A 20850-nucleotide genomic window follows, 5' to 3' on the forward strand; every position below is an offset into this window, starting at 1 on the left:
ATTCGACTCATTCGACGACGGAGGTCCGGTGTTCGGTAGAACGGTGGCAACGGTGGCAACGGTGGTCTCGGTCCTGGCCCTCGGCCTGACCGGCGCGGGCTGCTCGCCGCACTCCGGCGACGCGCGCGTCGGGGTGAAGGCGATGGTCATCACCATGTTCGATCCGGAGGCCAAGCCCTGGGTCGACAATCAGAAGTGGACTCACGAGATTTCGGTGCCGGGCGTGCGAACGCCGGTGCGCTGCAACGACTCCGGCATGTGCATGATGGTCACCGACGAGGGCAAGGTCAATGCCGCGCTCTCGGTCTCCGCGGTCCTGTCCAGCCCGAAACTCGACCTGGACAAGGCGTATTTCATCACCGCGGGCATCGCGGGCACGCCGCCCGACGTCGGGACGCTCGGCTTCGCGGCCTGGGCGCGCCGCATTGTCGACGTCGATCTCGGCCATCACATTCTGCCGCAGGACGATCCGTCGGTGCCGCTGGGCTACCTGCCGCTCGGCGACATGGACAAGCCGGTGACCCAGGAGTACGAACTCGACGCGCGGCTCGTGGACGCGGTCTACCGCAACACCAAGGAGGTCGCCCTCGCCGACGATCCGAGCCTCGCGGCGGTCCGCGCCGCCTACCCGGGGCAGGCCGGGCACGACAAACCCTTTGTCGCCGAATGCGATACGGCCACCGGCGACGACTTCTGGTCCGGCGCGGTCTCCTCGGCGCAGACCGCGTACATCGTGGGCATGCAGACCGGCGGACAGGGCCACTACTGCACGTCTCAGATGGAGGACAACGCCACCGCCGGCGCCCTGGCCCGCGCCGGGAAACTGAACCGATATGTGGACCTTCGTACCGCGAGCGACTTCGACCAGCCCGCGAGCGGCGGATCGGTGACCGACATGCTGAAGGGCAGCTACGCCGGATTCACGATTTCGGTGGAGAACGCCTATCGTGTGGGGCTGGCTGCGGCGAACTACCTGATTCAGCATCCGGACCTGAACTGATCCGCCGATGGCACACATTCGGTTACCGAATGATCGGGTGCTGGCGACCGGTTCTAAACGACGTTTAGTGAACAGATTTAACTGAACGATACCCTGTGTGGTGATTGCGCCGAACTTTGATGCTGGAAAAGTATCAGCTGGAAGCTTCGCTCCTCGCTGGTACGCCCGTCCCGGACCGCCGACTGCACCTCCTCGACCGCCCGACGGCAGTACAGTGACGTGCGGAATGGCTGTATGCATTCCGTCGGCCAGAGCGAGAGATGGTTGAGTGTGAAGAGGAATTCGGCCGCCGAACCACCCGGATTACATGTCACCGCCCAGCAGTTGTCCGCACGCGATGCGGTATTCGTCTACGAGGAGCATCAGCGCCATCCGGCCAATATTGCCGCCGCCTACGTATTCGACAGGTCGCGGGGTGCGGTAACTCCGTTCGGTACCGAACAGGTGCACGCCTGGGTGCGGGATCGTCTGGGGCACTCGCCGATTTTTCACAGGCGGCTCGCGCGGATACCCGGGGACCTGGACCTGCCGTACTGGGTGCCCGATGCCGGGTTCCGTCTCGCCGATCATGTGACGCTGAACGGTCCCGAGGTGTTCGATTGGGACGAGATCCGGCGGCGTATCGCCGCGATCGCGTCCACCCGAATGGATCTCTCGCGTCCGCCGTGGGAGATCCATATCTTCGAACGCGTTGCCCGCTTTCCGGGATATCCCGCGGTGACAGTGGTCGTGCTCAAATTCCATCACAGCGCCGCCGACGGCATGGGCACACGGACGCTGGAGTCGAAGCTTTTCGGCGCCGTCGATATTCCGCCCGCGCCCACGGTGGACCACCATTCCTGGTCCGAGTCGACGGCATTGCTGCGTTCGGCCGGCCTCCTGCCCTATCGCTGTGTGCGGTTCGTGGCGGGATTGATTCGAACCCGCCGCGCCGCACGGGCGGCGGCGGCCAGCGTAGCGGCGAAGGCACTCTACGAACCGATCGCCCATCGTCCCGCCACCCGCTTCAATCATGCGGTTCGCTCCGAACTCGTCTTCGACTTGATTCCCATTCCACTGCGGGCCGTGCTCGATCTGAAGGCGGCAATGCCCGGCCGCACCACCGTCAACGACCTCATGCTGGCCGTGATATCCGGTGCGCTCGATGCCTATCTCCGCGAGCGGGGTGAGACTCCCGCGGCGTCGCTGGGTGCAATGGTCCCCATGTCGATGCGCGGCACGGCGCGGTGGAATTCGGCGAATCAGCTCTGCCTGATGTCGGTCGATCTACACACCGACATCGCCGATTCCCTCTCTCGTTTACAAGCAATTCAGGTCTCGGCGCGACGGGAGAAAGAGCGCTGGGCCAATGCCTATGTCCTGCGACGCGAAGCCCGGCTGCACACCTCTCCGGCATGGTTGTTGCGATTGGTCGGCTGGGTCCGGGCGCAGCAGTCGTTCGACGATATCGAGACAGTGCCGCTGGTGAATACCACGATCAGCAATGTGCCCCCGGTGACCGAGCGGCTCGAATTTCTCGACCTGCCGGGTGTGAGCGCGTTCGGTGTGCTGCCGGTATTCGATGGCGACGGGCTACGTCATCTGGTCAGTTCGCAGGGCGAGGAGTTGTGGATATCGGTCAGCGCCGACAGCAAGATGATGCCGGATCTCGAGCATTACGGTGAGCTGCTGCGCGGGTCGTTTCGTCAGCTGGCCGAGGCGGCCGGGTCGTTGGGGGAGTGAGCCTGGGGCGTGGCCGCCCCGGGCCATCCGCGTAGCTCAGATGCCCAGCGACGATGCCAGCATGGGCCACGATCGGTGCAGCTCGTCCTGCCAGTACCCCCAGGAATGGGTGCCCGTTGGGCGGAAGTCGTAGACGATATCGGTACGGCCGAGCTGACGAGTCCGGTCGGCGAGGGCGGCGGCACAGGAATTCGTCGCCGCTTCGAGGATGCCGCCGACCGCCATCTGATTGGCGAGCATGGCCTGGCTGTTGTTCAGCGTGGGATCGGCCAGGGTGTCGTGCTTGCCCGGCAGACCACTACCGCTGGATATGTACATCGGAATATGCGGCAGGCGCGCGGCATTCACATACGGATCGTGCGCCTGCCATTCCGGACCGCCGACATGGCCCCACATATTCGTCACGTCCGCGCCGCCGTCGCTGACCACCAGCGTGACCATGGCCCGGCCGATGGGATCGCTGGTCATCGCGCAGCCGCTGTACGCGGCGACGCTGCGGTACAACCGCGGCGCTTGGATCGCGAGATTCAGGACCGAGGTCGCCGCCATGGAGATGCCCGCCAGCGCATCGACCCCGTTCGTGTGAAAGGCGGCGTCGATAACCGGCGGTAACTCATCGGTGAGGAAGGTTTCCCACATGTTCCGGCCGTTGTTGTGCAGTTTCTTGGCCAGTCCCTTGTCGGGCTTGTCCCAGTCGGTGTAGTAACTGAACGCGCCCTCGGTGGGAATCACGACATTGACGTGCTTGTCCGCGAAGAACTGCGCGGCATCGGTGCGCGCCAGCCAGTTCGCGGCGTCCTCCCCGCCGCCGGCGCCGTTCAGCAGATACAACGTCGGGGCCGGCCGGGTCGTGTCCTTCGGGTGCAAAACCTCGAGCGTGATATTGCGCTGCATGGATGGTGAATACACGCTGATATTCGTCAGCTGTCCGGCCCCGCGGGTTTCACTCACCACTCGGGCGCCGGATTGAGCCGATGCGGCCGGCGTGCTCGCGGCCCACAGCACGGCCGACAATGAGAGAGATGCGGCCAGGCAGGCAATACCGCGCAACGTATACATCCTAGAGCTGAGTCATGTCGGCATCGGAGTCGATGCGGGGGAGTGGCCGAGTCTCGCCGGCTCCCCCACATCGGCCACCGGTAATTACTTTGTGTGTGGTGTACCCCCGCTGAGACTGACCAGCGCATTGGTGATCGGGGTCAGGATATTGGCGTTAGCGCTTGCGGTGCCCATTCCGAGAATGGTCAGAAGTGATCCCATGTTTATCTCCTACGTATTGTCGCTCAGGTATTGGGAACCCGATGAATAATTCACATTGCCGGCACTACTTGACGATATTTCCAAGCGAGCCGAGAAAGGTCGACCAAAGGCCGTCACCGGCCACCGCGGATCCCAGCAGTGGGATGAGGGCCGGAAGTAGGGTGCCATCAGCAAGAGAACCCACGACAAAAACTCCTTGTTCGAACAGCAGCGAACCCTCGATCCCGGAATCTGAGGTCGAGAACTCGTCACCAACGCAGGTCCGTCAGTGATGAAGGGGAACGTAGCAGGGTTGAATATATGCCGCAAGAGAATCCGAAAAATGGTCTTCCGTATCGCCGCCCGGGTATAAGCGAATATTCAGCTACCATTTGGAAGGATCGTATCCAGTGGTATCGATCTTGAAAATTCGAGTAGCCGGTGATTCGCGTACCGTGGATCGGAACAGCTCCGGCGCAAACAGGCCAGCCGACTTCTACCGGAACAGCTCGAGAGGATTGGATGACAATTCTTTCTGTTGTTCTAGAACGCGTTCTGCCAGCGGAAACGTCGCGGGGAATTGGTCGGCAACCGGATAATTCAGGGCTGCCCAATAGCTCGACGGGCGCATCGGTGTCGCAATTGCGCCAACGCCCACCTCTCCCGGCGTAGGACTGGAACGGGTACATTTCAAGTTCGTTTCAGCGCTGACGCGGCTACCCCACCGGGTCACGCGCCCCTCGGGAGTACGCATGAAAACCACTGTGCCAGTGTTCTTTCCAGCCGCCGCGAGGCCTCGCGCGGGCGCCGGCCCGGCCGGGGCAAACCGCCGGACCCGGTGGCCACGGGCCCGCGCCGCTATTCGATGATCGGGAGCGGTTCCGTGGGCGGGCCGGGCAACTCGGATCGACTCATGCGCAGCGTCGGTGGCTCGGTCCGGGGCAGGGGCATCGTCGGCGGGGACTCGTGCAAGGGGCGGGCCTTGACCGGTAGTCCGTAGAAGGCACGGGCATTGTCCTCCAGTACCCGGTGCACGCCGGGGCCGATAGCCTCGCCGATCAGCTCGACATCGGCGTCGCGGAACGGACGCCCGGCGCGCATGCCGGGAAGGTCCGAGCCGAACATCAGCGCCTCCGGATTGACCCGGTGGATGCGGCGCAGCGCGGTCGGCACGTTCATCGCCACCCGTCCGAATCCGGATGCCTTGACCTTGGCGCCGCGGTCGACGAGGTCCAGCAGGTAGGGCAGGCATTCGTCGGACATGCCCAGGTGGTCGATGGATAGCACCGGCAGCTTGCTGATCACCGGTTCCAGCGACCCGAGCATGGATCCGTCGATGTACAGCTCCACATGCCAGCCCGCGACGGCGTGCGCCCGCAGGGCGAGCATGGTGAGCTCCGCGATATCGCCGGCCGCGCGCTTGAGATTGAATCGCAGCGCGCGCACCCCGGCGCGGCTCAGGTCGACGATCTCCGCGTCGGTGGTGTCGGGGTGCAGATTGGTGACCCCGACCCAGCTCTCACCCAGCTCCGCCAGCGCGGCCCGCAGAAACCCCTGGTCGGTACCCTGGAACGACCCGCTGACCACGGCTCCGCCGTCGATATCGAAGCGCGCCATGCGCTTTCGATAGTCGGCGATGGTGAAGGGCCGGGGCAGGAAGCCCTCGTTTTCGATCAGCGGGAACCGCGGATCGACGAGATGGACATGGGCATCGAACACGAGATCAGCATGCCTCGAGACACCGACAGGATCCATATGCGGCACTTCCGACCCGGTAAGCGCCGCAAGGGATAGCCGGTGCTCAGGCCTTGTGCGGCTCGCTGGCGCGCAGCATGTCCTCGCGCTCGACGACCTTGACGCGCTCGCGGCCCTGCGGCTCGCCCAGGGCGCGCTCGTGGGCGTCGAGGCGGTACCAGCCGGCCCACGTGGTGAACGGAATTCCCTTGTCCTCCAGGAACTTCGTTACCGCGTCGAGCTCGGGCTCGGCCGCGGGGGTGAACGCGGCGGCGTCGTCGAGCAGGCAGGCGATGGTTTCGTTGGCGTCGCCCTTGGTGTGGCCGATCAGGCCGACCGGGCCGCGCTTGATCCAGCCGGTGACGTAGGTGGCGGGCAGATAGCGCGCGGCACCGTCGGCATCCTCGTCGATCAGCACCCGCCCGGCCTCGTTGGGCACGGTGCCGGCCTGGTCGTCGAAGGGCAGCTGGGGGATGTTCTGTGACAGGTAGCCCACGGCCCGGTAGACGGCCTGAACATCCCAGTCGCGGAACTCGCCCGTGCCCTTGACGTTGCCGGTGCCGTCGAGCTGGGTGCGTTCGGTGCGCAGGCCCACGACCTTGCCGTCCTCACCGACGATCTCGGCCGGGTTCTCGAAGAAGTGCAGGTACAGCTTGTGCGGGCGGTTGCCGACGTCGCGGATGGCCCACTGCTCGATGGTGTTGCAGACCATGTCGACCTGCTTGGAGTGGCGGCGCGCGGCCTCGGAGCCCTCGTCGTAGTCGATGTCCTCGGGATCGACGATGACCTCGATATTGGGCGAGTGGTCGAGCTCGCGCAGCTCGAGCGGGGTGAACTTGGCCTGGGCGGGACCGCGGCGGCCGAACACGTGCACCTCGAGCGCCTTGTTGGCCTCGAGGCCCTCGTAGACGTTCGGCGGGATCTCCGTCGGCAGCAACTCGTCACCGGTCTTGGCCAGCACGCGGGCCACGTCCAGGGCGACGTTGCCGACGCCCAGCACGGCGACCTTCTCGGCCTCGAGGGGCCAGGTGCGGGGAACGTCCGGGTGGCCGTCGTACCAGGAGACGAAGTCGGCGGCACCGTAGCTGCCGTCCAGGTCGATGCCCGGGACGCCGAGCGCGCGGTCGGCGTTGGCGCCGGTGGAGAAGATCACCGCGTCGTAGAAGCGGTGCAGATCGGCCAGGGTGATGTCGGTGCCGTAGTCGATATTGCCCAGCAGGCGCACCTGGGGCTTGTCCAGAACCTTGTGCAGCGCGGTGATGATGCCCTTGATCCGCGGGTGGTCGGGCGCCACGCCGTAGCGGATCAGCCCGAACGGCGCGGGCATGCGCTCGTACAGATCGATGGAGACCTCGGCATCGGACTTCATCAGCGCGTCGGCGGCGTAGATACCGGCCGGTCCGGCGCCCACGATCGCGATGCGCAGTGGGCGGGTTCCTGCACTTGTTTCCGTCATTCTGATGCGCACCCTCTGGTCGAGAACTCTGTCGTCACTGTCATTCTTAGCCGTCGCTCTTAGCTTAGGCTAAGTTGACGCTGGGTCCGGGATACACCCGACGATCCTTCATACCGTTCGATGCTGCAACGTTGCCGCTCGGGGGGATTCGGTTCGTCCCGGCCGGGACCGGGCTCGGCGGTGATTCTATCGGTGTCGGCTATGGCCGGTTGTCGCGGCATCGCGCGAACGAGCCGGGGTCCGTTCTCCGGGCCCGCCCGCCACCAGGGATGATCGGTGCATGAGTGACGCGGAGACCACCGGCGAGCCGACCCCGATCGACCAGGGGGAGCCGGTCCGCTCGCTGGTGCCGTTCCTGGCCGCCGCGGTGCTCGCGGTGCTGGTCATCGTGGGTATCGTGATCGCCGCGCTGCTGCACCCCGCTGAGAAGAATCTCACAGATGCCGATCGCATCGCGAACGCGGTGCATGCCTTCGTCGACGCACAGCGCGGCACCGATGCGGCGAAGCGGGCCGGGACCGAGTGCCCCGGATTCGAGCAGGCGCGTTCGCCGCTGGGTCCCGATGCGGCCGGAAAGGACATCGCGATCGATGGCCTGAAGGATCCCCACGTCGACGGCAACCGCGCGACGGTGACCGTGAGCAGCAAGGTCGACGGGAAATCGGCCACCTCGGTCTGGAATCTGACCCGGCCGCAGGGCACCTGGCTCGTCTGCGATCGGCCGTGAACGAGGGTTTGACAGGTGGCCCCATGGCCAGGCAATCTCGATCGAAGGTCATGAGTGCCAGCGATAGGCCCCGGCTCGCTGGCCGGCAACCCTCCTCCGCGGTGGGGTGCTCCGGGTGACGACCTGGCACGCGCCCAGCTCCGGGTGCGGCAAGTGCGGATTCGCGAGGAGGTTCTGTGACTTACGCAGGTGACATCACGCCCCAGCAGGCGTGGGATTTGTTGTGCGACAACCCCGATGCGGTGTTGGTGGATGTGCGCACCGAGGCCGAGTGGCGGTTCGTCGGCGTGCCCGACACCAGCGCCATCGACCGGCCCACGGCGCTGATCGAATGGGTCGACGGCACCGGCGCACCCAACGGCGAATTCACCGACCAGCTGAAGCAGGCGCTGGCCGGGCGCGCGGCGGACAGCGACGCGCCGGTGATTTTCCTGTGCCGGTCCGGGCAGCGCTCCATCGGCGCGGCGATCGCCTCGACCGCGGCCGGATACGCCCCCTCCTACAACGTGCTCGAGGGCTTCGAGGGCCCGCTCGACGCGAACGGGCATCGCGGCGGCGCCGGCTGGCGCGCCCTGGGGCTGGCCTGGAGGCAGTCGTGATCACCGGTGGTGCGTTCGACAAGCCGCTGCCCGAGGGCGTGGGCCCGGCGACCCAGGCTGTGCGCGGCGGGCTGCGGCGGTCCGGATTCGAGGAGAACGCCGAGGCGCTGTACCTGACCTCCGGCTTCGTCTACGCCAGCGCGGAGGCGGCCGAGGCGTCGTTCACCGGCGAGATCGAGCACTTCGTGTACTCGCGCTACGGCAATCCGACCGTGGCCATGTTCGAGGAGCGGATGCGCCTGATCGAGGGCGCCGAGGCGTGTTTCGCGACCGCGAGCGGCATGTCCGCGGTCTTCACCGCCCTCGCCGCGCTGCTGGGCAACGGCGATCGGCTGGTCGCCGCGCGCAGCCTGTTCGGTTCGTGCTTCGTGGTGTGCAACGAGATCCTGCCGCGCTGGGGCGTGGAAACGGTCTTCGTCGACGGCGAGGATCTGTCCCAGTGGGAGGCGGCGCTGTCGAAGCCGACCCAGGCGGTCTTCTTCGAGACCCCGTCGAACCCGATGCAGACCCTGGTGGACGTGCGCCGGGTGTGCGAGCTGGCCCACGCCGCCGGCGCGAAGGTGGTGCTGGACAACGTCTTCGCCACGCCGCTGCTGCAGCGCAGCCTGAATCTGGGCGCGGATGTCGTGGTGTATTCGGGCACCAAGCACATCGACGGCCAGGGCCGGGTGCTGGGCGGGGCGATCCTGGGCTCGCAGGAGTACATCGACGGCCCGGTGAAGAACCTGATGCGGCACACCGGCCCGGCGCTGAGCCCCTTCAATGCGTGGACGCTGCTCAAGGGCCTGGAGACGATGCCGCTGCGGGTGCGGCACTCGGTGCAGTCCGCGCTGAAGATCGCCGAATTCCTGGAGCAGCAGCCCGCGGTGGCGTGGGTGAAATACCCCTTCCTGCCCTCGCATCCGCAGTACGAGCTGGCCCGGCAGCAGATGGACGGCGGCGGCACCGTCATCACCTTCGAGCTGGCCTCGGGGCCGGAGGAGGGGAAGAAGCGCGCCTTCGAGGTGCTGAACCGGCTGCGCATCATCGACATCTCCAACAACCTGGGCGATGCGAAGACGCTGATCACCCACCCGGCCACCACCACGCACCGCGCGATGGGGCCGGAAGGCCGTGCGGCCGTGGGTATCACCGACGGCGTGCTGCGCATATCGATCGGCCTGGAGGACGTGCAGGACCTGCTGAACGATCTGGATCAGGCGCTCGGCTGAGGCATTCCGACGATTCACAACCCTTGTCGCCGAACGGTTTCGGCGATGAGGGTTGTTTCGTCTCCGCGTCTGCATCGCCGGCCTCGCGGTTCCGGCGATGAATTTGTGCCCGCTGTTCCGTCCTACCTGCGTCCGGTGAATGTGCGGGCCGACGAGGTGGGAAGGATCCTCACATGCGGATCAGGGCGCGCTTGTGCATGAGTGCCGACGGCTACATCACGACGCCGAACGGGTGGCCTCCCCAAGTGGTGGATCCGGTGCACGGCCACGGCAGCCACGGCATGGTGGAATTCCTGAAGACCTGTGAGGCGGCGCTGATGGGCCGCACCACCTTCGAGCCGGCGCTGACCAACGAGTGGTGGCCATGGCCGGATCTGCAGGTGTTCGTGCTGGGCTCGCACCGTCCGGAGGGCACGCCCGACCACGTGACCATGGAGAGCGATCCGGCCCGGCTGCTCGCGGCGATGCGGGAGGCCAACCAGGGTGGCGATGTCCATCTGGTCGGCGGGCCGCACACGATCGAGACGTTCCGGGCGCTCGGCGCGCTCGACGAGCTGAGTCTGGTGGTGGTGCCGTTCGTGCTGGGCGGCGGTATGCGGCTGACGGACGCGGTGAGCGTCGATCTGGGGCTGGAGCTCGAGAGCACGCAGCCGCTCGAGGGCGGTGGGGTCGAGATCGTCTATCGGGTGCGGCCAGATGGGCGGGTTGCGCAGGCGCGGCAGAGCGAGTGGGCTCCCGACTCGCAGCACGGCGCCGACGCCTGAGGCGGCTCGCACGGGCCGGCTCGCCGACGATTGTCGAGGGGTCGTCGTCGGTGAGCCGGACCCCGTGCGATCCAGGCATTGACAGTATGCTGTCATGCATGACAGCATACTGTCATGATGAGAACAGTGCATATGGCTGTGTACGACACGTTCGCTGACTGGGAGGTCGGGCACGCGACCGCGGGCATCAATCGCGCGCTGTGGCATCGCGAACCGGGGACCTGGCGGGTGCGAACCGTCGGTCCCACGCGCGAGGCGGTGACATCGATGGGCGGCATGCGCATCGTGCCCGATCTCGCGCTGGACGAGCTCGCGCCGGGCGACAGCGCGATGCTGATCCTGCCCGGATCGGCCATTGCCGAATCCGGCGCGCTGGCCGCCTTCGGGACCAAGGCGGGCGAGTTCCTGGCGGCCGGTACGCCGGTGGCCGCGATCTGCGGCGCCACGTTCGTGCTCGCCGCGGCGGGATTGCTCGACGAGCGGACGCACACCAGCAACGATCCGGGATACCTTGCCATGAGCGGATATTCGGGCGGGGAACACTACGTGGCGGACACGGCGGTGACCGGCGGAGATCTGATCACCGCGACCGGCACGCGTCCGGTCGAATTCGCGCGGGAGATCTTCGCGCGGCTGGGTGTCTTCGAGCCGCGCGTGCTCGACGCCTGGTATGCGCTGTACGGGGACAACGACCCGAAGGGCTTCTACACGCTGGCCGAATACGAGGCGCAGCGGGCGGTGGCCGAATGAGTATGTGCGTGACCGGATCAGCGGGATGCAGCCTGCGGCGGATGCCGGGCCCGGAGGTGCGGTGATGAGCCGGACGATTCCGCAGTCGTTCAGCGCCACGGCGATCACCACGTTCAAGTTGAACGGCCAATTCCTTTCCATCGCAGAGGAATTGGCGCAACCGGCCGGAATCACCGCGGCGTGGTGGCAGGTGCTCGGCGCGGTCCTGCCCGCGCCGCTTCCCGTCTCCGGTATCGCACGCGAGATGGGTATCACCCGCCAGAGTGTGCAGCGCATCGCGGATCTGCTGGTGGCCAAGGGGCTTGCCGAGTACCGCCCCAACCCGGCGCACCGCCGCGCCAAACTCGTGGCGGTCACCGAATCCGGTCACGAGGCGATGCGCCGGATCACCCCGCAGCACGCGGAGATGGCCGAGCGCCTGGCCGCCCGGCTGGGCGTCGAGCGGCTGAACGACATCGTCGATGCGCTCCTGGATCTGTCGGCCGCGCTCGACGCACTCGAATCCGAGTAGGTCGTCCGGCCGGACTCGACCGACGGCCGCGGGCTCAGCGGCTGCGGCGGAAGTGGTACGCGCGCTCGCGCGCCGGCCACACACCTTCGCGAGCGGCACGAATTCGGCCCGGGAAGCCGGATCCGGCGCCGACGGGGCCCCGCCTAGCGGGCGAACGGGTCGGCCGTGTGGCCGACGAGATCCGCGACCGAATCGACGACGACCGTTGGGCGATAAGGGTATTGCTCCACCGATTTACGGGTGGAGATGCCCGAGGTGACCAGGATCGTGCGCATGCCCGCCTCCAGCCCGGCGATGACGTCGGTGTCCATGCGGTCGCCGATCATCACCGTGGACTGCGAGTGTGCCCCGATCCGGCGCAGCGCCGAGCGCATCATCAGCGGGTTCGGCTTGCCGACGTAATACGGCTCGCGGCCGGTGGCGCGGGTGATGAGCGCCGCCACCGAGCCCGTCGCGGGCAGCAGGCCCTCGCGGGAGGGGCCGGTCGCGTCCGGGTTGGTGGCGATGAATCGGGCGCCCTTGTCTACCAGGCGGATGGCGGTGGTGATCGCCTCGAAGGAGTAGGTGCGGGTCTCGCCGAGCACGACGTAGTCCGGATCGCTGTCGGTCAGCACGTAACCGATCTCGTGCAGGGCGGTGGTGAGGCCCGACTCGCCGACCACGTAGGCGGTGCCGCCGGGGCGCTGGTCGTTCAGGAAGGTCGCCGTCGCCAGCGCGGAGGTCCAGATCGCCTCCTCCGGAATGTCCAGGCCGCTGTGGCGCAGCCGTGCCTGCAGGTCGCGGGGAGTGCGGATGGAGTTGTTGGTGAGCACCAGGAACGGGATGTCGTTGGCCTGCAGGTCCTGCAGGAACTTGTCGGCGCCGGGGATCAGGTGGTCCTCGTGCACCAGTACCCCGTCCATATCGGTCAGGTAGGACAGGATCGGCTCAGCATCGTTCACCAGCACATTGTGGGCTATTGGTCTTCACGATGTGGACAACTTTCGAAGTTGCGACCATTCACACATGCCCACCGGACCGGTCGGGTGGGCATGTGGCGGACCGGTACGCTACCGCGGCCCTCCTGTCGGCCGCTGAGCTCGACATCCAGCGTGGCCTGGGCGATCCGGTGCTGCGGCGGTCATGCCGCGGCCAGGCAGAAAAGGTGGCCTTCGGGATCGGCGAGTACCGTCCACTGACCCTGCCCCGGCTGGAATTCGGGCACGGTCGCGCCGAGTGCGAGCAGCCGCTCGGTTTCGGCGGCCACATCGGCGACCGTGAAGTCGAGGTGGGCGTGCTTACCGGCATCGGGCCAACCGGGCCCCGTGTAGCCCGCGACCCGCTGGAATGCGAGCTGGATCGGGCCCTCGCCGAGGTAGGCCGAATCGTCGTCGATGTGGGTGATCTTCCAGCCGGTGACCTCGCGGTAGAACTCCGCCATCACCTGCGGTGCGGCACAGTCGATGATGATCGCGGCGAGGTTTGCGTAGACGGTCATATTTCGTTGTCTCCCTGGTGTAGTCGATGTTGCCGTCTCAGCATCCGTGTCCGGCCCCGCGCGGGTCTTGAAGATTTTTGCGGGCAGTTTCCTGTCGTACGTGCGGCGTACGGTCCGTGGGTGCTGTCCGCCACGACCCTCGCCGCCCGGCCGGAGTTCACCGTCACCACCGTGAACTGCCGCTCCGATCACACCCACTTCTCGGCTCCGGAAGTCCGCGCCGACCATCGGCTTGTGCTCGTACGCCGGGGCAGGTTCCGGCGACGGGCCGACGGTGAACTCGCCGACCTGGACCGCACCGTCGGCTACATCGGCGCACCGCGTGAGGAGGAAGGGTTCTCCCACCCCGTCGGCGGTGACGTCTGCACCGCGGTGACCATCGAGCCCGGCCTTCTGGAAGGCGCGGTGAGCTCGCGGGCGGTCTACGTCGATGCGCGTATCGAGCTCGCGCACCGCCGAATGCTCGCGGCTGCCGCGGGCGGCGATATCGACTACGCGGTGACCGAGGAACTGGTCCGGCTCGTCGCACTCGCCGCCGGACGGCCGGCCCCACGGCCGCGGCCCGCCGACCGAGCGCTGGTCACCGCGGCCCGCGAGGCGATCATCGACCGGGCACCGGAGTCGGCCGGGCTGCACTCTTTGGCCGTACTGCTGAAGGTTTCGCCGTATCGGCTGAGTCGGGTGTTCTCTCAGCACATGGGAGTGTCGCTGACCCGCTACCGCAACCGGACACGAGTCGGGCAGGCCCTCGACCGGATCGCGGACGGAGAAACCGGCCTCGCAGACCTTGCCGCTGATCTGGGCTTCGCCGACCAGGCTCACCTGACCCGCACCGTCCGCGAACACCTGGGCCACACCCCCACCGCCCTGCACCGACTACTGACCCCCGCCCTCCAACCGCACCGTTGAAAGACGCACCCGGAGTGACGCTGATCGTGGCGCTCCACATCTGGACAACTGGGCTGCGCGGCATGAACATGTGTGCAACTCGGCCGCCCCGCACCGGCGCGCACATGTGCGCTGCGGGTCGCTCCATATGTGCGCAACCCGGCGGAGGTGAGCACGCCGGGGATTAACCGAGGTCACGGGATATGGTCGGTGAGGGCCCCGGGATTTCGGGGCGTTGTGGAATGCGGCACGGCTTCCCGGCGCTGTAGTCAACCGTCGGGGGTACCCAAGCGATTCGTGAACAGGAGGGACGCACAGTGAGCGAGCTCGCGAGCGAACCAATGACACAGCGTGCATCGCGCACGACGGAGCCGAGCGCCAGCGAGGTGCAGTCGTGAGTGATCTCAAGCTCGGATACAAGGCGTCGGCGGAGCAGTTCGGTCCCCGCGAGCTCGTCGAGCTCGCGGTCGCGGCCGAGGAGCACGGACTCGACAGCGCTTCGGTGAGCGATCACTTCCAGCCCTGGCGGCACGAGGGCGGGCACGCCCCGTTCTCGCTGGCGTGGATGACCGCGGTCGGCGAGCGCACCAAGCGGATTCAGCTCGGCACCTCGGTGCTGACCCCCACCTTCCGGTACAACCCGGCCGTGATCGCGCAGGCCTTCGCGACCATGGGCTGCCTGTACCCCGACCGCATCATGCTGGGCGTGGGTTCCGGTGAGGCGCTGAACGAGATCGCCACCGGATATAAGGGCGAATGGCCGGAATTCAAGGAGCGTTTCGCGCGGCTGCGCGAGTCGGTCGACCTCATGCGGGCGCTGTGGACAGGCGACCGGGTGACCTTCGAGGGCGAGTATTACCACACCGTCGGTGCCTCGATCTACGACGTGCCCAAGGACGGCATCCCGATCTACATCGCCGCGGGCGGTCCGCTGGTGGCCCGGTATGCCGGCCGCGCCGGCGACGGTTTCATCTGCACCTCGGGCAAGGGCATGGATCTCTACACCGAGAAGCTGATGCCCGCGCTCGGTGAGGGCGCCGAGAAGGCCGGGCGCACCGTCGAGGACATCGACCGGATGATCGAGATCAAGATCTCCTACGATACCGATCCCGAACTGGCGCTGCAGAATACGCGATTCTGGGCCCCGCTGTCGCTGACCGCGGAACAGAAGCACGACATCACCGACCCCATCGAGATGGAGGCCGCCGCCGACGCGTTGCCGATCGAGCAGGTCGCCAAGCGCTGGATCGTGGCCAGCGATCCGGACCAGACGGTGGAACTGATCAAGCCGTACATCGATGCGGGCCTGAGCCACCTGGTCTTCCATGCCCCCGGGCACGATCAGCGCCGGTTCCTGGACCTGTTCCAGCGCGATCTGGCCCCGCGCCTGCGCGCGCTGTAAATTGCTCGGCCACAACGAGATCCGGCCGCCGTACCCCTCGGTGCGGCGGCCGGATTCGCGTGGGGGGCGAAAATCGGTGGCCGCGGGGTTCGGCGGGGTTCTACCGTCGGCGCAACGCTTCGTGTCACCGTTCTCGCTCAACCGGATGACCTGGATCAAGCCGTCGTTCCGCTGGCTGATGCAGCGCAGCGGCTGGGCGCGCAAGCCCGGGCAGGAACACATTCTGGCCGTGCGGATCACGCGTGCGGGCTGAGAGGAGGCGCTGGGACAGGCCGTGCTCACGAGCCCGGAAAAACGCGTCTATCCCGATGCCGCACAATGGCGCTCGGCGTTCGCGCCGCCGGAGCAGCCGTTCCGCTCCCCGGGGACCTCGCCACGGCGATCGGCGCGACGCGGTAGCCGACCGCGCCGGATCAGGATCGGGTCAGCGCGAAGATGCGCATGTCTCGGGTGGTACGGGTGCGGTAGGTGGCGTAGACCTTGACCGACTCGACGAAGTCGGCGAATATCTCTTCCTTGCGGGCCGGGTCCTCGATCAGTGTGGCGCGCACCGGAATTCGCTCTCCCGCCAGCGTCACGGTGGCCTCGGGATCGGCGAGCAGATTTGCGGTCCAGGCCGGATGGCTGGACTGCCCGAAATTGCTGCCGATCACGTACAGCGTGTCGCCGCCGTGCACGTACAGCAGCGACGACAGGCGCGGCTGACCGGACTTGCGGCCGCGGGCGGTCACCAGCACGACCGGCGCGCCGACCGGACCCAGCATCGTGTAGCGGCCCGCGGTTCGGACCAGCAGCTTGCGGTCCAGCGGCGTGAGCTTGCGGATGAGCAGCGAGCCGGGCCAGGTCGCGGCGAACGAAACCATTGCCCGTGAGAGCAGACTGGTGCGCGACCCCCATCGGCGATCCGGGAATTGTGTGCTCATGGCGGCGATACTGCGGCGGTCGCGCCCGCTGGTCTCGGTGGGCGGGAGCGGCTCAGGATGGCAGGGCCGCCTTGACCTTCGCGGCGAACTCGTAGTGCGCCCGCCAATCCGGATCGGCCGGTGCCAGGATCACGCGCTCGACGTTCGCGGCGGCGTAGGCGGAGACGGTGTCCACGGTCTGCGCGAGGTCGCCGGTCGGCGGGGTAACGATGGTGATCTGTGGTGCCGGCCGGTTCACTGCGTCGGCGAGATCGGCCAATTCCGTGGCGGCGGAGGCGGATTCGTCCGGGGACAGGCCGATGGCCAGCCAACCGTCCGCGTAGGCCGCCGCCCGGCGCAGGGCACGAGAACCGTTGCCCGCGACTAGGATCGGCGGGACGGACGCCCCGGGAGAGAGGGTGACCTCGGTGCCGTCGGCCAGCACGGCCGGGCGTCCGGCGATCAGGTCCGGCAGGACGCGCAGCGCCTCGTTGGTGCGGCGGCCGCGCTCGGCGTAGGGCTGATCCGCTGCGCGCCAGGCGATGTCGCCGTGCGCGGGGTTACCGGTGCCGACGCCCAGGAGCAACCGGTTGCCGGAGGTGTACTGCAGGGTGGCGGCCTGCTTGGCCGTCCACGCGGCGGGTCGCAGCGACACCACCAGCACACCCCACCCGATCCGGATCCGCTCGGTGACCGCCGCCGCGGTGGCCAGGGCGACCGTGCTGTCGAGGATCGGCGCGCTCGCCACCAGATGGTCCGTCGACCACACCGAGTCCAGACCCAGCTCCTCGGCCAGCCGGGCCGCGGCCCCGATATCGCCGAGGATCGGCTGCGCCGGGTCGGGCGTCGAGGTCGGCAGGAAGGTGCCCAGGTCCAGACGGGCCGACGGGGTGCCTGCGGAGTCGGCGGGGCAGGGGGAGACAGTCATCATCGATCCGATCCGCGGCCGGAAAACCGGCCGCACGGGTTGCTTATCGGTGCCGTCTCCGACGCTACGTCGGCGGGCAGGGCAGGCCCATGTTCCCGTGGCGCAGGTTCATGCCCGAAACGCTCGAGGCCGGGGTGTAGCGCACCCGCCCGCCGATTCGGCGAGCTCGGCCCGCCCCCTCCCCGAGGTGTGATTTCCAGCTGTTTGCGGTGCGGAGGGGTGAATCGGACACGAGCGCTCACTACTCTCATGAACTATGGCCGACACCGCACCGTCCACCGTGTACATCGCCTCGCCGGAGGGCGACACCGGGAAGTCGACGGTGGCGCTGGGAGCACTGCAGATGCTGTGCGCGACGACCGCCCGGGTGGGGGTCTTCCGGCCGATCAGCCGCTCGACGACCCAGCGCGACTACATTCTGGAGCTGCTGCTCGAGCACAGCACCGCCGACATCGACTACGAGCAGGCGATCGGCGTCACCTACGAGCAGGTGCACGCCGACCCGGACGCGGCCATCAGCGATATCGTCATGCGCTTCCACGAGGTCGCGAAGGTGTGCGACGCGGTGGTCATCGTCGGCAGCGATTACACCGATGTCGCCAGCCCCAGCGAGCTGCGCTACAACGCGCGAATCGCCGCCAACCTGGGCGCACCCGTGGTGCTGGTGCTGCGCGGTTCCGAGCGCACGCCCGCGCAGGTCGCGGACCTGGCCGAGCTGTGCGTGGCCGAATTGCACGCCGAGCACGCGCAATTGGTCGCGATCATCGCCAATCGCTGCGATCCCGATGCGCTCGACGCCGTCGCCGCGGCGCTGCAGGTCGAGCACGTGCCGACCTGGACGCTGCCGGAGGTGCCGCTGCTGAACGCCCCCACGCTGACCGAGCTGTGCGAGGCCATCGGCGGCGAGATCTATTCCGGTGACCCGGAATTGATGCAACGCGAGGCGATGAGCATCATGGTCGGCGGCATGACCGCGGAGCACATTCTGGAACGCCTGACCGACGGCGTCGCGGTGATCGTCCCGGGGGATCGCTCCGACGCGCTGCTCAGCCTGGTGAACGCCCATGAGGCGGAGGGCTTTCCGTCGCTGGCGGGCATCATCATGAACGGTGGCATGCGGCCGTACCCCGCGGTCGCCCGGCTCATCGAGGGCCTGCGGCCCAAGCTTCCGATTCTCACCACCGAGTTGGGCACGTTCGACACCGCGGTCGCGGCGCGGACCCGGGGCCGGGTGTCGCTGTCGAGCATCCGCAAGGTCGACACCGCGCTGGCCCTGATGGAGCAGCGCGTGGACGCGCGGGAACTGCTGGCGCGCATCGAGGTTCCGATCCCGTCGGTGGTGACGCCGCAGATGTTCGAGTATCAGCTGATCGAGCGGGCCCGCGCGAGCCGGCGCCGGATCGTGCTGCCCGAGGGCACCGACGACCGCATTCTGCGCGCCGCGGGCCGGGTGCTGCAGCGCAAGATCGCCGACCTGACCATCCTGGGCGAGGAGAGCGCGGTGCGGGCCCGCGCGGCCGAGCTCGGCGTCGACATCGACAACGCACAGGTGCTGGATCCGCAAACCTCCAGTCTGCGTGACGAATTCGCGCAGGAGTACGCGAAGCTGCGCGAACACAAAGGTATGACGGTGGACCGCGCGCGCGAATACATGGCCGACATCTCGTATTTCGGAACGATGATGGTGTACAAGGACATCGCCGCCGGCATGGTGTCCGGCGCGGCGCACACCACCGCGCACACCATCCGCCCCTCGTTCGAGATCATCAAGACCGAGCCCGGGGTATCGACCGTGTCCAGCGTCTTTCTGATGTGCCTGGCCGATCGGGTGCTCGCGTACGGTGACTGCGCGGTGGTGCCCGATCCGACGGCCGAGCAGCTCGCCGACATCGCGATCTCCTCCGCGCGCACCGCCGAGCAGTTCGGCATCGCGCCGCGGGTGGCGATGCTGTCCTATTCGACGGGCGAGTCGGGCAGCGGCGTCGATGTCGACAAGGTGCGCACCGCAACCAAACTCGTGCTCAAGCGCGAGCCGGACCTGATGGTGGAGGGCCCGATCCAGTACGACGCGGCGATCGAGCCGTCGGTGGCGAGCACCAAGCTGCCGAACTCCCGGGTCGCCGGGCGCGCAACGGTTTTCATCTTCCCGGACCTGAACACCGGCAACAACACCTACAAGGCGGTGCAGCGCAGCGCGGGCGCGGTCGCGATCGGGCCGGTACTGCAGGGGTTGCGCAAGCCGGTCAACGATCTCTCGCGCGGGGCGCTCGTCGCCGACATCGTCAATACGGTGGCGATCACCGCCATCCAGGCACAGGCCCGATAGGGGGACACGATGCAGGTATTGGTGATCAACTCCGGATCGTCGTCGATCAAATACCAGCTGCTGGATCCGATCTCGGGCACGGTCGCCGCGTCCGGGCTGGTCTCGCGGATCGGCGAGCCGGTCGATCCCGGCGCGCCGACGGTGGAGCATCACAGCGACGGCGGCACGGTGGAGTACGACGGTGCGATACCCGATCACGCGGCCGGACTGCGGGTGGTGTTCGATCTGTTCGCGCGCAGCGGACACGATCTGACCCGCGAGGGGCTGTACGCGGTGGGGCATCGGGTCGTGCACGGCGGTGAGATCTTCTATCGGCCGACCCTGATCACCGACGCGGTGGTGAAGTCGATCGACGAGCTGTCTTCCCTTGCGCCGCTGCATAATCCGGCCAACGTCGTGGGAATCGAGTCGGCGCGGCGGCTGCTGCCCGACGTGCCACAGGTCGCGGTGTTCGACACGGCCTTCTTCCACGGCCTGCCCGATGCCGCGAAGACCTACGCCATCGATGCCAAAATAGCCGTCGCGCACGGTATTCGGCGCTACGGCTTCCACGGCACCTCGCACGAATACGTCTCGGGCCGGGTCGCGGAGGTGCTCGGCGCCGATCCGGCGCAGCTGAATCAGATTGTGCTGCACCTGGGCAACGGCGCCTCGGCCTCGGCGATTCGGGGCGGCAAGGCAGTGGACACCTCGATGGGGCTGACTCCGCTGGAGGGGCTGGTGATGGGTACCCGCTCCGGCGACATCGATCCCGGCATCATTCCGCATCTGATGCGCACGGCGGGGCTGAGTATCGACGCCGTCGACGAACTGCTGAACCGGAATTCGGGCCTGCTCGGCCTGTCCGGGGTGAACGACTTCCGGGAATTGCAGCGCCTGATCGACACCGGTGACGCGTCGGCGCGGCTCGCGTACGACGTATACATTCACCGGCTGCGCCGCTACATCGGCGCCTATCTGGTGGAATTGGGCCGGGTCGACGCGATCACCTTCACCGCCGGGGTCGGCGAGAACAGCCCGCAGGTGCGCGCCGATGCGCTCGCGGACCTGTCCGGACTCGGCATCGTCGTGAATCCGGACCGCAATACCGCGAAAGACCGTGCGGCCCGGTTTATTTCACCTTCAGACGCGCGAATTCCGGTGCTGGTGGTGCCGACCAACGAGGAGCTCGCCATCGCCAGGGCCGCCGCGGCGATCGTGGGCTGACACGAGAG

Annotated in this window: 21 protein-coding genes and 1 riboswitch; of the genes, 13 read left to right on the forward strand and 8 right to left on the reverse strand. The window is 67.4% G+C overall.

The genetic code is table 11. The features are described from left to right. Nucleotides 1-28 precede the first annotated feature (28 nt). Both ABH933_RS08745 and ABH933_RS08750 read left to right on the forward strand, forming a co-directional pair. The gene (locus tag ABH933_RS08745; RefSeq protein ID WP_429419006.1) at nucleotides 29-1000 is read left to right on the forward strand and encodes a purine-nucleoside phosphorylase; all 972 of its coding nucleotides are present in this window, start codon (nucleotides 29-31) and stop codon (nucleotides 998-1000) included. Between the two features lie 270 nt (nucleotides 1001-1270). Beyond that, nucleotides 1271-2722 (forward strand): wax ester/triacylglycerol synthase family O-acyltransferase, encoded by a 1452-nt coding sequence (locus ABH933_RS08750; protein ID WP_429419008.1) that lies wholly within the window; start codon nucleotides 1271-1273, stop codon nucleotides 2720-2722. 36 nt (nucleotides 2723-2758) lie between these two features. On the opposite strand, the gene ABH933_RS08755 is transcribed toward ABH933_RS08750, so the two are convergent. The 3 genes from ABH933_RS08755 to ABH933_RS08765 form a co-directional block, all read right to left on the reverse strand. Then, nucleotides 2759-3781 (reverse strand): alpha/beta hydrolase, encoded by a 1023-nt coding sequence (locus tag ABH933_RS08755; protein WP_429419010.1) that lies wholly within the window; start codon nucleotides 3779-3781, stop codon nucleotides 2759-2761. A 1038-nt stretch (nucleotides 3782-4819) separates the two neighbouring features. After that, nucleotides 4820-5680, reverse strand: coding sequence for an amidohydrolase family protein (locus tag ABH933_RS08760; RefSeq protein ID WP_429419012.1), 861 nt, complete (start codon nucleotides 5678-5680; stop codon nucleotides 4820-4822). Between the two features lie 82 nt (nucleotides 5681-5762). After that, nucleotides 5763-7151: an FAD-dependent oxidoreductase gene (locus ABH933_RS08765; RefSeq protein WP_429419014.1), complete on the reverse strand. Its 1389-nt coding sequence runs from the start codon at nucleotides 7149-7151 to the stop codon at nucleotides 5763-5765. 280 nt (nucleotides 7152-7431) lie between these two features. Between ABH933_RS08765 and ABH933_RS08770 the strand changes: the two genes are divergently transcribed. The 6 genes from ABH933_RS08770 (at nucleotide 7432) to ABH933_RS08795 (ending at nucleotide 11713) form a co-directional block, all read left to right on the forward strand. Beyond that, on the forward strand, nucleotides 7432-7878 hold the full coding sequence (locus ABH933_RS08770; RefSeq protein ID WP_429419016.1) for a hypothetical protein: 447 nt from the start codon (nucleotides 7432-7434) through the stop codon (nucleotides 7876-7878). 46 nt (nucleotides 7879-7924) lie between these two features. Then, nucleotides 7925-8040, forward strand: a riboswitch (SAM riboswitch). A gap of 14 nt (nucleotides 8041-8054) precedes the next feature. Continuing rightward, nucleotides 8055-8477 (forward strand): rhodanese-like domain-containing protein, encoded by a 423-nt coding sequence (locus ABH933_RS08775; protein WP_429419018.1) that lies wholly within the window; start codon nucleotides 8055-8057, stop codon nucleotides 8475-8477. Next, nucleotides 8474-9688 (forward strand): O-succinylhomoserine sulfhydrylase, encoded by a 1215-nt coding sequence (locus tag ABH933_RS08780; RefSeq protein WP_429419020.1) that lies wholly within the window; start codon nucleotides 8474-8476, stop codon nucleotides 9686-9688. The genes ABH933_RS08775 and ABH933_RS08780 overlap by 4 nt, the downstream gene beginning before the upstream one ends. 173 nt (nucleotides 9689-9861) lie before the next feature. Beyond that, nucleotides 9862-10452 carry a dihydrofolate reductase family protein gene (locus ABH933_RS08785; RefSeq protein WP_429419022.1) on the forward strand — a complete coding sequence of 197 codons (591 nt, stop codon included), beginning with the start codon at nucleotides 9862-9864 and terminating at the stop codon, nucleotides 10450-10452. Between the two features lie 117 nt (nucleotides 10453-10569). After that, complete coding sequence (locus ABH933_RS08790) at nucleotides 10570-11202, forward strand: DJ-1/PfpI family protein (protein WP_429419253.1); 633 nt, start codon at nucleotides 10570-10572, stop codon at nucleotides 11200-11202. A gap of 64 nt (nucleotides 11203-11266) precedes the next feature. Continuing rightward, nucleotides 11267-11713, forward strand: a complete 447-nt coding sequence (locus tag ABH933_RS08795) for a MarR family winged helix-turn-helix transcriptional regulator (protein ID WP_215922173.1) — start codon at nucleotides 11267-11269, stop codon at nucleotides 11711-11713. A gap of 143 nt (nucleotides 11714-11856) precedes the next feature. On the opposite strand, the gene ABH933_RS08800 is transcribed toward ABH933_RS08795, so the two are convergent. Together ABH933_RS08800 and ABH933_RS08805 are read right to left on the reverse strand one after the other, a co-directional pair. Continuing rightward, nucleotides 11857-12615: an HAD-IIA family hydrolase gene (locus tag ABH933_RS08800; RefSeq protein WP_429419255.1), complete on the reverse strand. Its 759-nt coding sequence runs from the start codon at nucleotides 12613-12615 to the stop codon at nucleotides 11857-11859. Nucleotides 12616-12833: 218 nt separating this feature from the next. Continuing rightward, complete coding sequence (locus ABH933_RS08805; protein WP_429419024.1) at nucleotides 12834-13190, reverse strand: VOC family protein; 357 nt, start codon at nucleotides 13188-13190, stop codon at nucleotides 12834-12836. Nucleotides 13191-13310: 120 nt separating this feature from the next. Here ABH933_RS08805 and ABH933_RS08810 point away from each other — a divergent pair, with 120 nt between their 5' ends. The 3 genes from ABH933_RS08810 to ABH933_RS08820 all read left to right on the forward strand — a co-directional run bounded on the left by ABH933_RS08810 (nucleotide 13311) and on the right by ABH933_RS08820 (nucleotide 15733). After that, nucleotides 13311-14099, forward strand: a complete 789-nt coding sequence (locus ABH933_RS08810) for a helix-turn-helix transcriptional regulator (protein ID WP_429419026.1) — start codon at nucleotides 13311-13313, stop codon at nucleotides 14097-14099. A 373-nt stretch (nucleotides 14100-14472) separates the two neighbouring features. Beyond that, nucleotides 14473-15480, forward strand: coding sequence for a glucose-6-phosphate dehydrogenase (coenzyme-F420) (gene fgd / locus ABH933_RS08815; RefSeq protein ID WP_429419028.1), 1008 nt, complete (start codon nucleotides 14473-14475; stop codon nucleotides 15478-15480). Next, nucleotides 15404-15733: a DUF4291 family protein gene (locus tag ABH933_RS08820; RefSeq protein WP_429419030.1), complete on the forward strand. Its 330-nt coding sequence runs from the start codon at nucleotides 15404-15406 to the stop codon at nucleotides 15731-15733. The genes fgd and ABH933_RS08820 overlap by 77 nt, the downstream gene beginning before the upstream one ends. 160 nt (nucleotides 15734-15893) lie before the next feature. On the opposite strand, the gene ABH933_RS08825 is transcribed toward ABH933_RS08820, so the two are convergent. From ABH933_RS08825 to ABH933_RS08835, 3 genes are all read right to left on the reverse strand, one after another. After that, complete coding sequence (locus tag ABH933_RS08825; protein WP_429419032.1) at nucleotides 15894-16403, reverse strand: nitroreductase family deazaflavin-dependent oxidoreductase; 510 nt, start codon at nucleotides 16401-16403, stop codon at nucleotides 15894-15896. Nucleotides 16404-16455: 52 nt separating this feature from the next. Further along, entirely contained in the window at nucleotides 16456-17313 is an 858-nt protein-coding gene (locus ABH933_RS08830; RefSeq protein WP_429419034.1) for an LLM class flavin-dependent oxidoreductase, read from the reverse strand. Nucleotides 17314-17374: 61 nt separating this feature from the next. After that, on the reverse strand, nucleotides 17375-17542 hold the full coding sequence (locus ABH933_RS08835) for a hypothetical protein (RefSeq protein ID WP_429419036.1): 168 nt from the start codon (nucleotides 17540-17542) through the stop codon (nucleotides 17375-17377). Nucleotides 17543-17566: 24 nt separating this feature from the next. On the opposite strand from ABH933_RS08835, the gene pta reads away from it, so the two are divergent. Both pta and ABH933_RS08845 read left to right on the forward strand, forming a co-directional pair. Next, nucleotides 17567-19636, forward strand: a complete 2070-nt coding sequence (gene pta, locus ABH933_RS08840) for a phosphate acetyltransferase (RefSeq protein ID WP_429419038.1) — start codon at nucleotides 17567-17569, stop codon at nucleotides 19634-19636. Nucleotides 19637-19645: 9 nt separating this feature from the next. Beyond that, nucleotides 19646-20842: an acetate kinase gene (locus tag ABH933_RS08845; protein ID WP_429419040.1), complete on the forward strand. Its 1197-nt coding sequence runs from the start codon at nucleotides 19646-19648 to the stop codon at nucleotides 20840-20842. Nucleotides 20843-20850: the final 8 nt, after the last annotated feature.

It is taken from the genome of Nocardia sp. GP40 (assembly GCF_050434125.1).
Taxonomy (GTDB): domain Bacteria; phylum Actinomycetota; class Actinomycetes; order Mycobacteriales; family Mycobacteriaceae; genus Nocardia; species Nocardia albiluteola.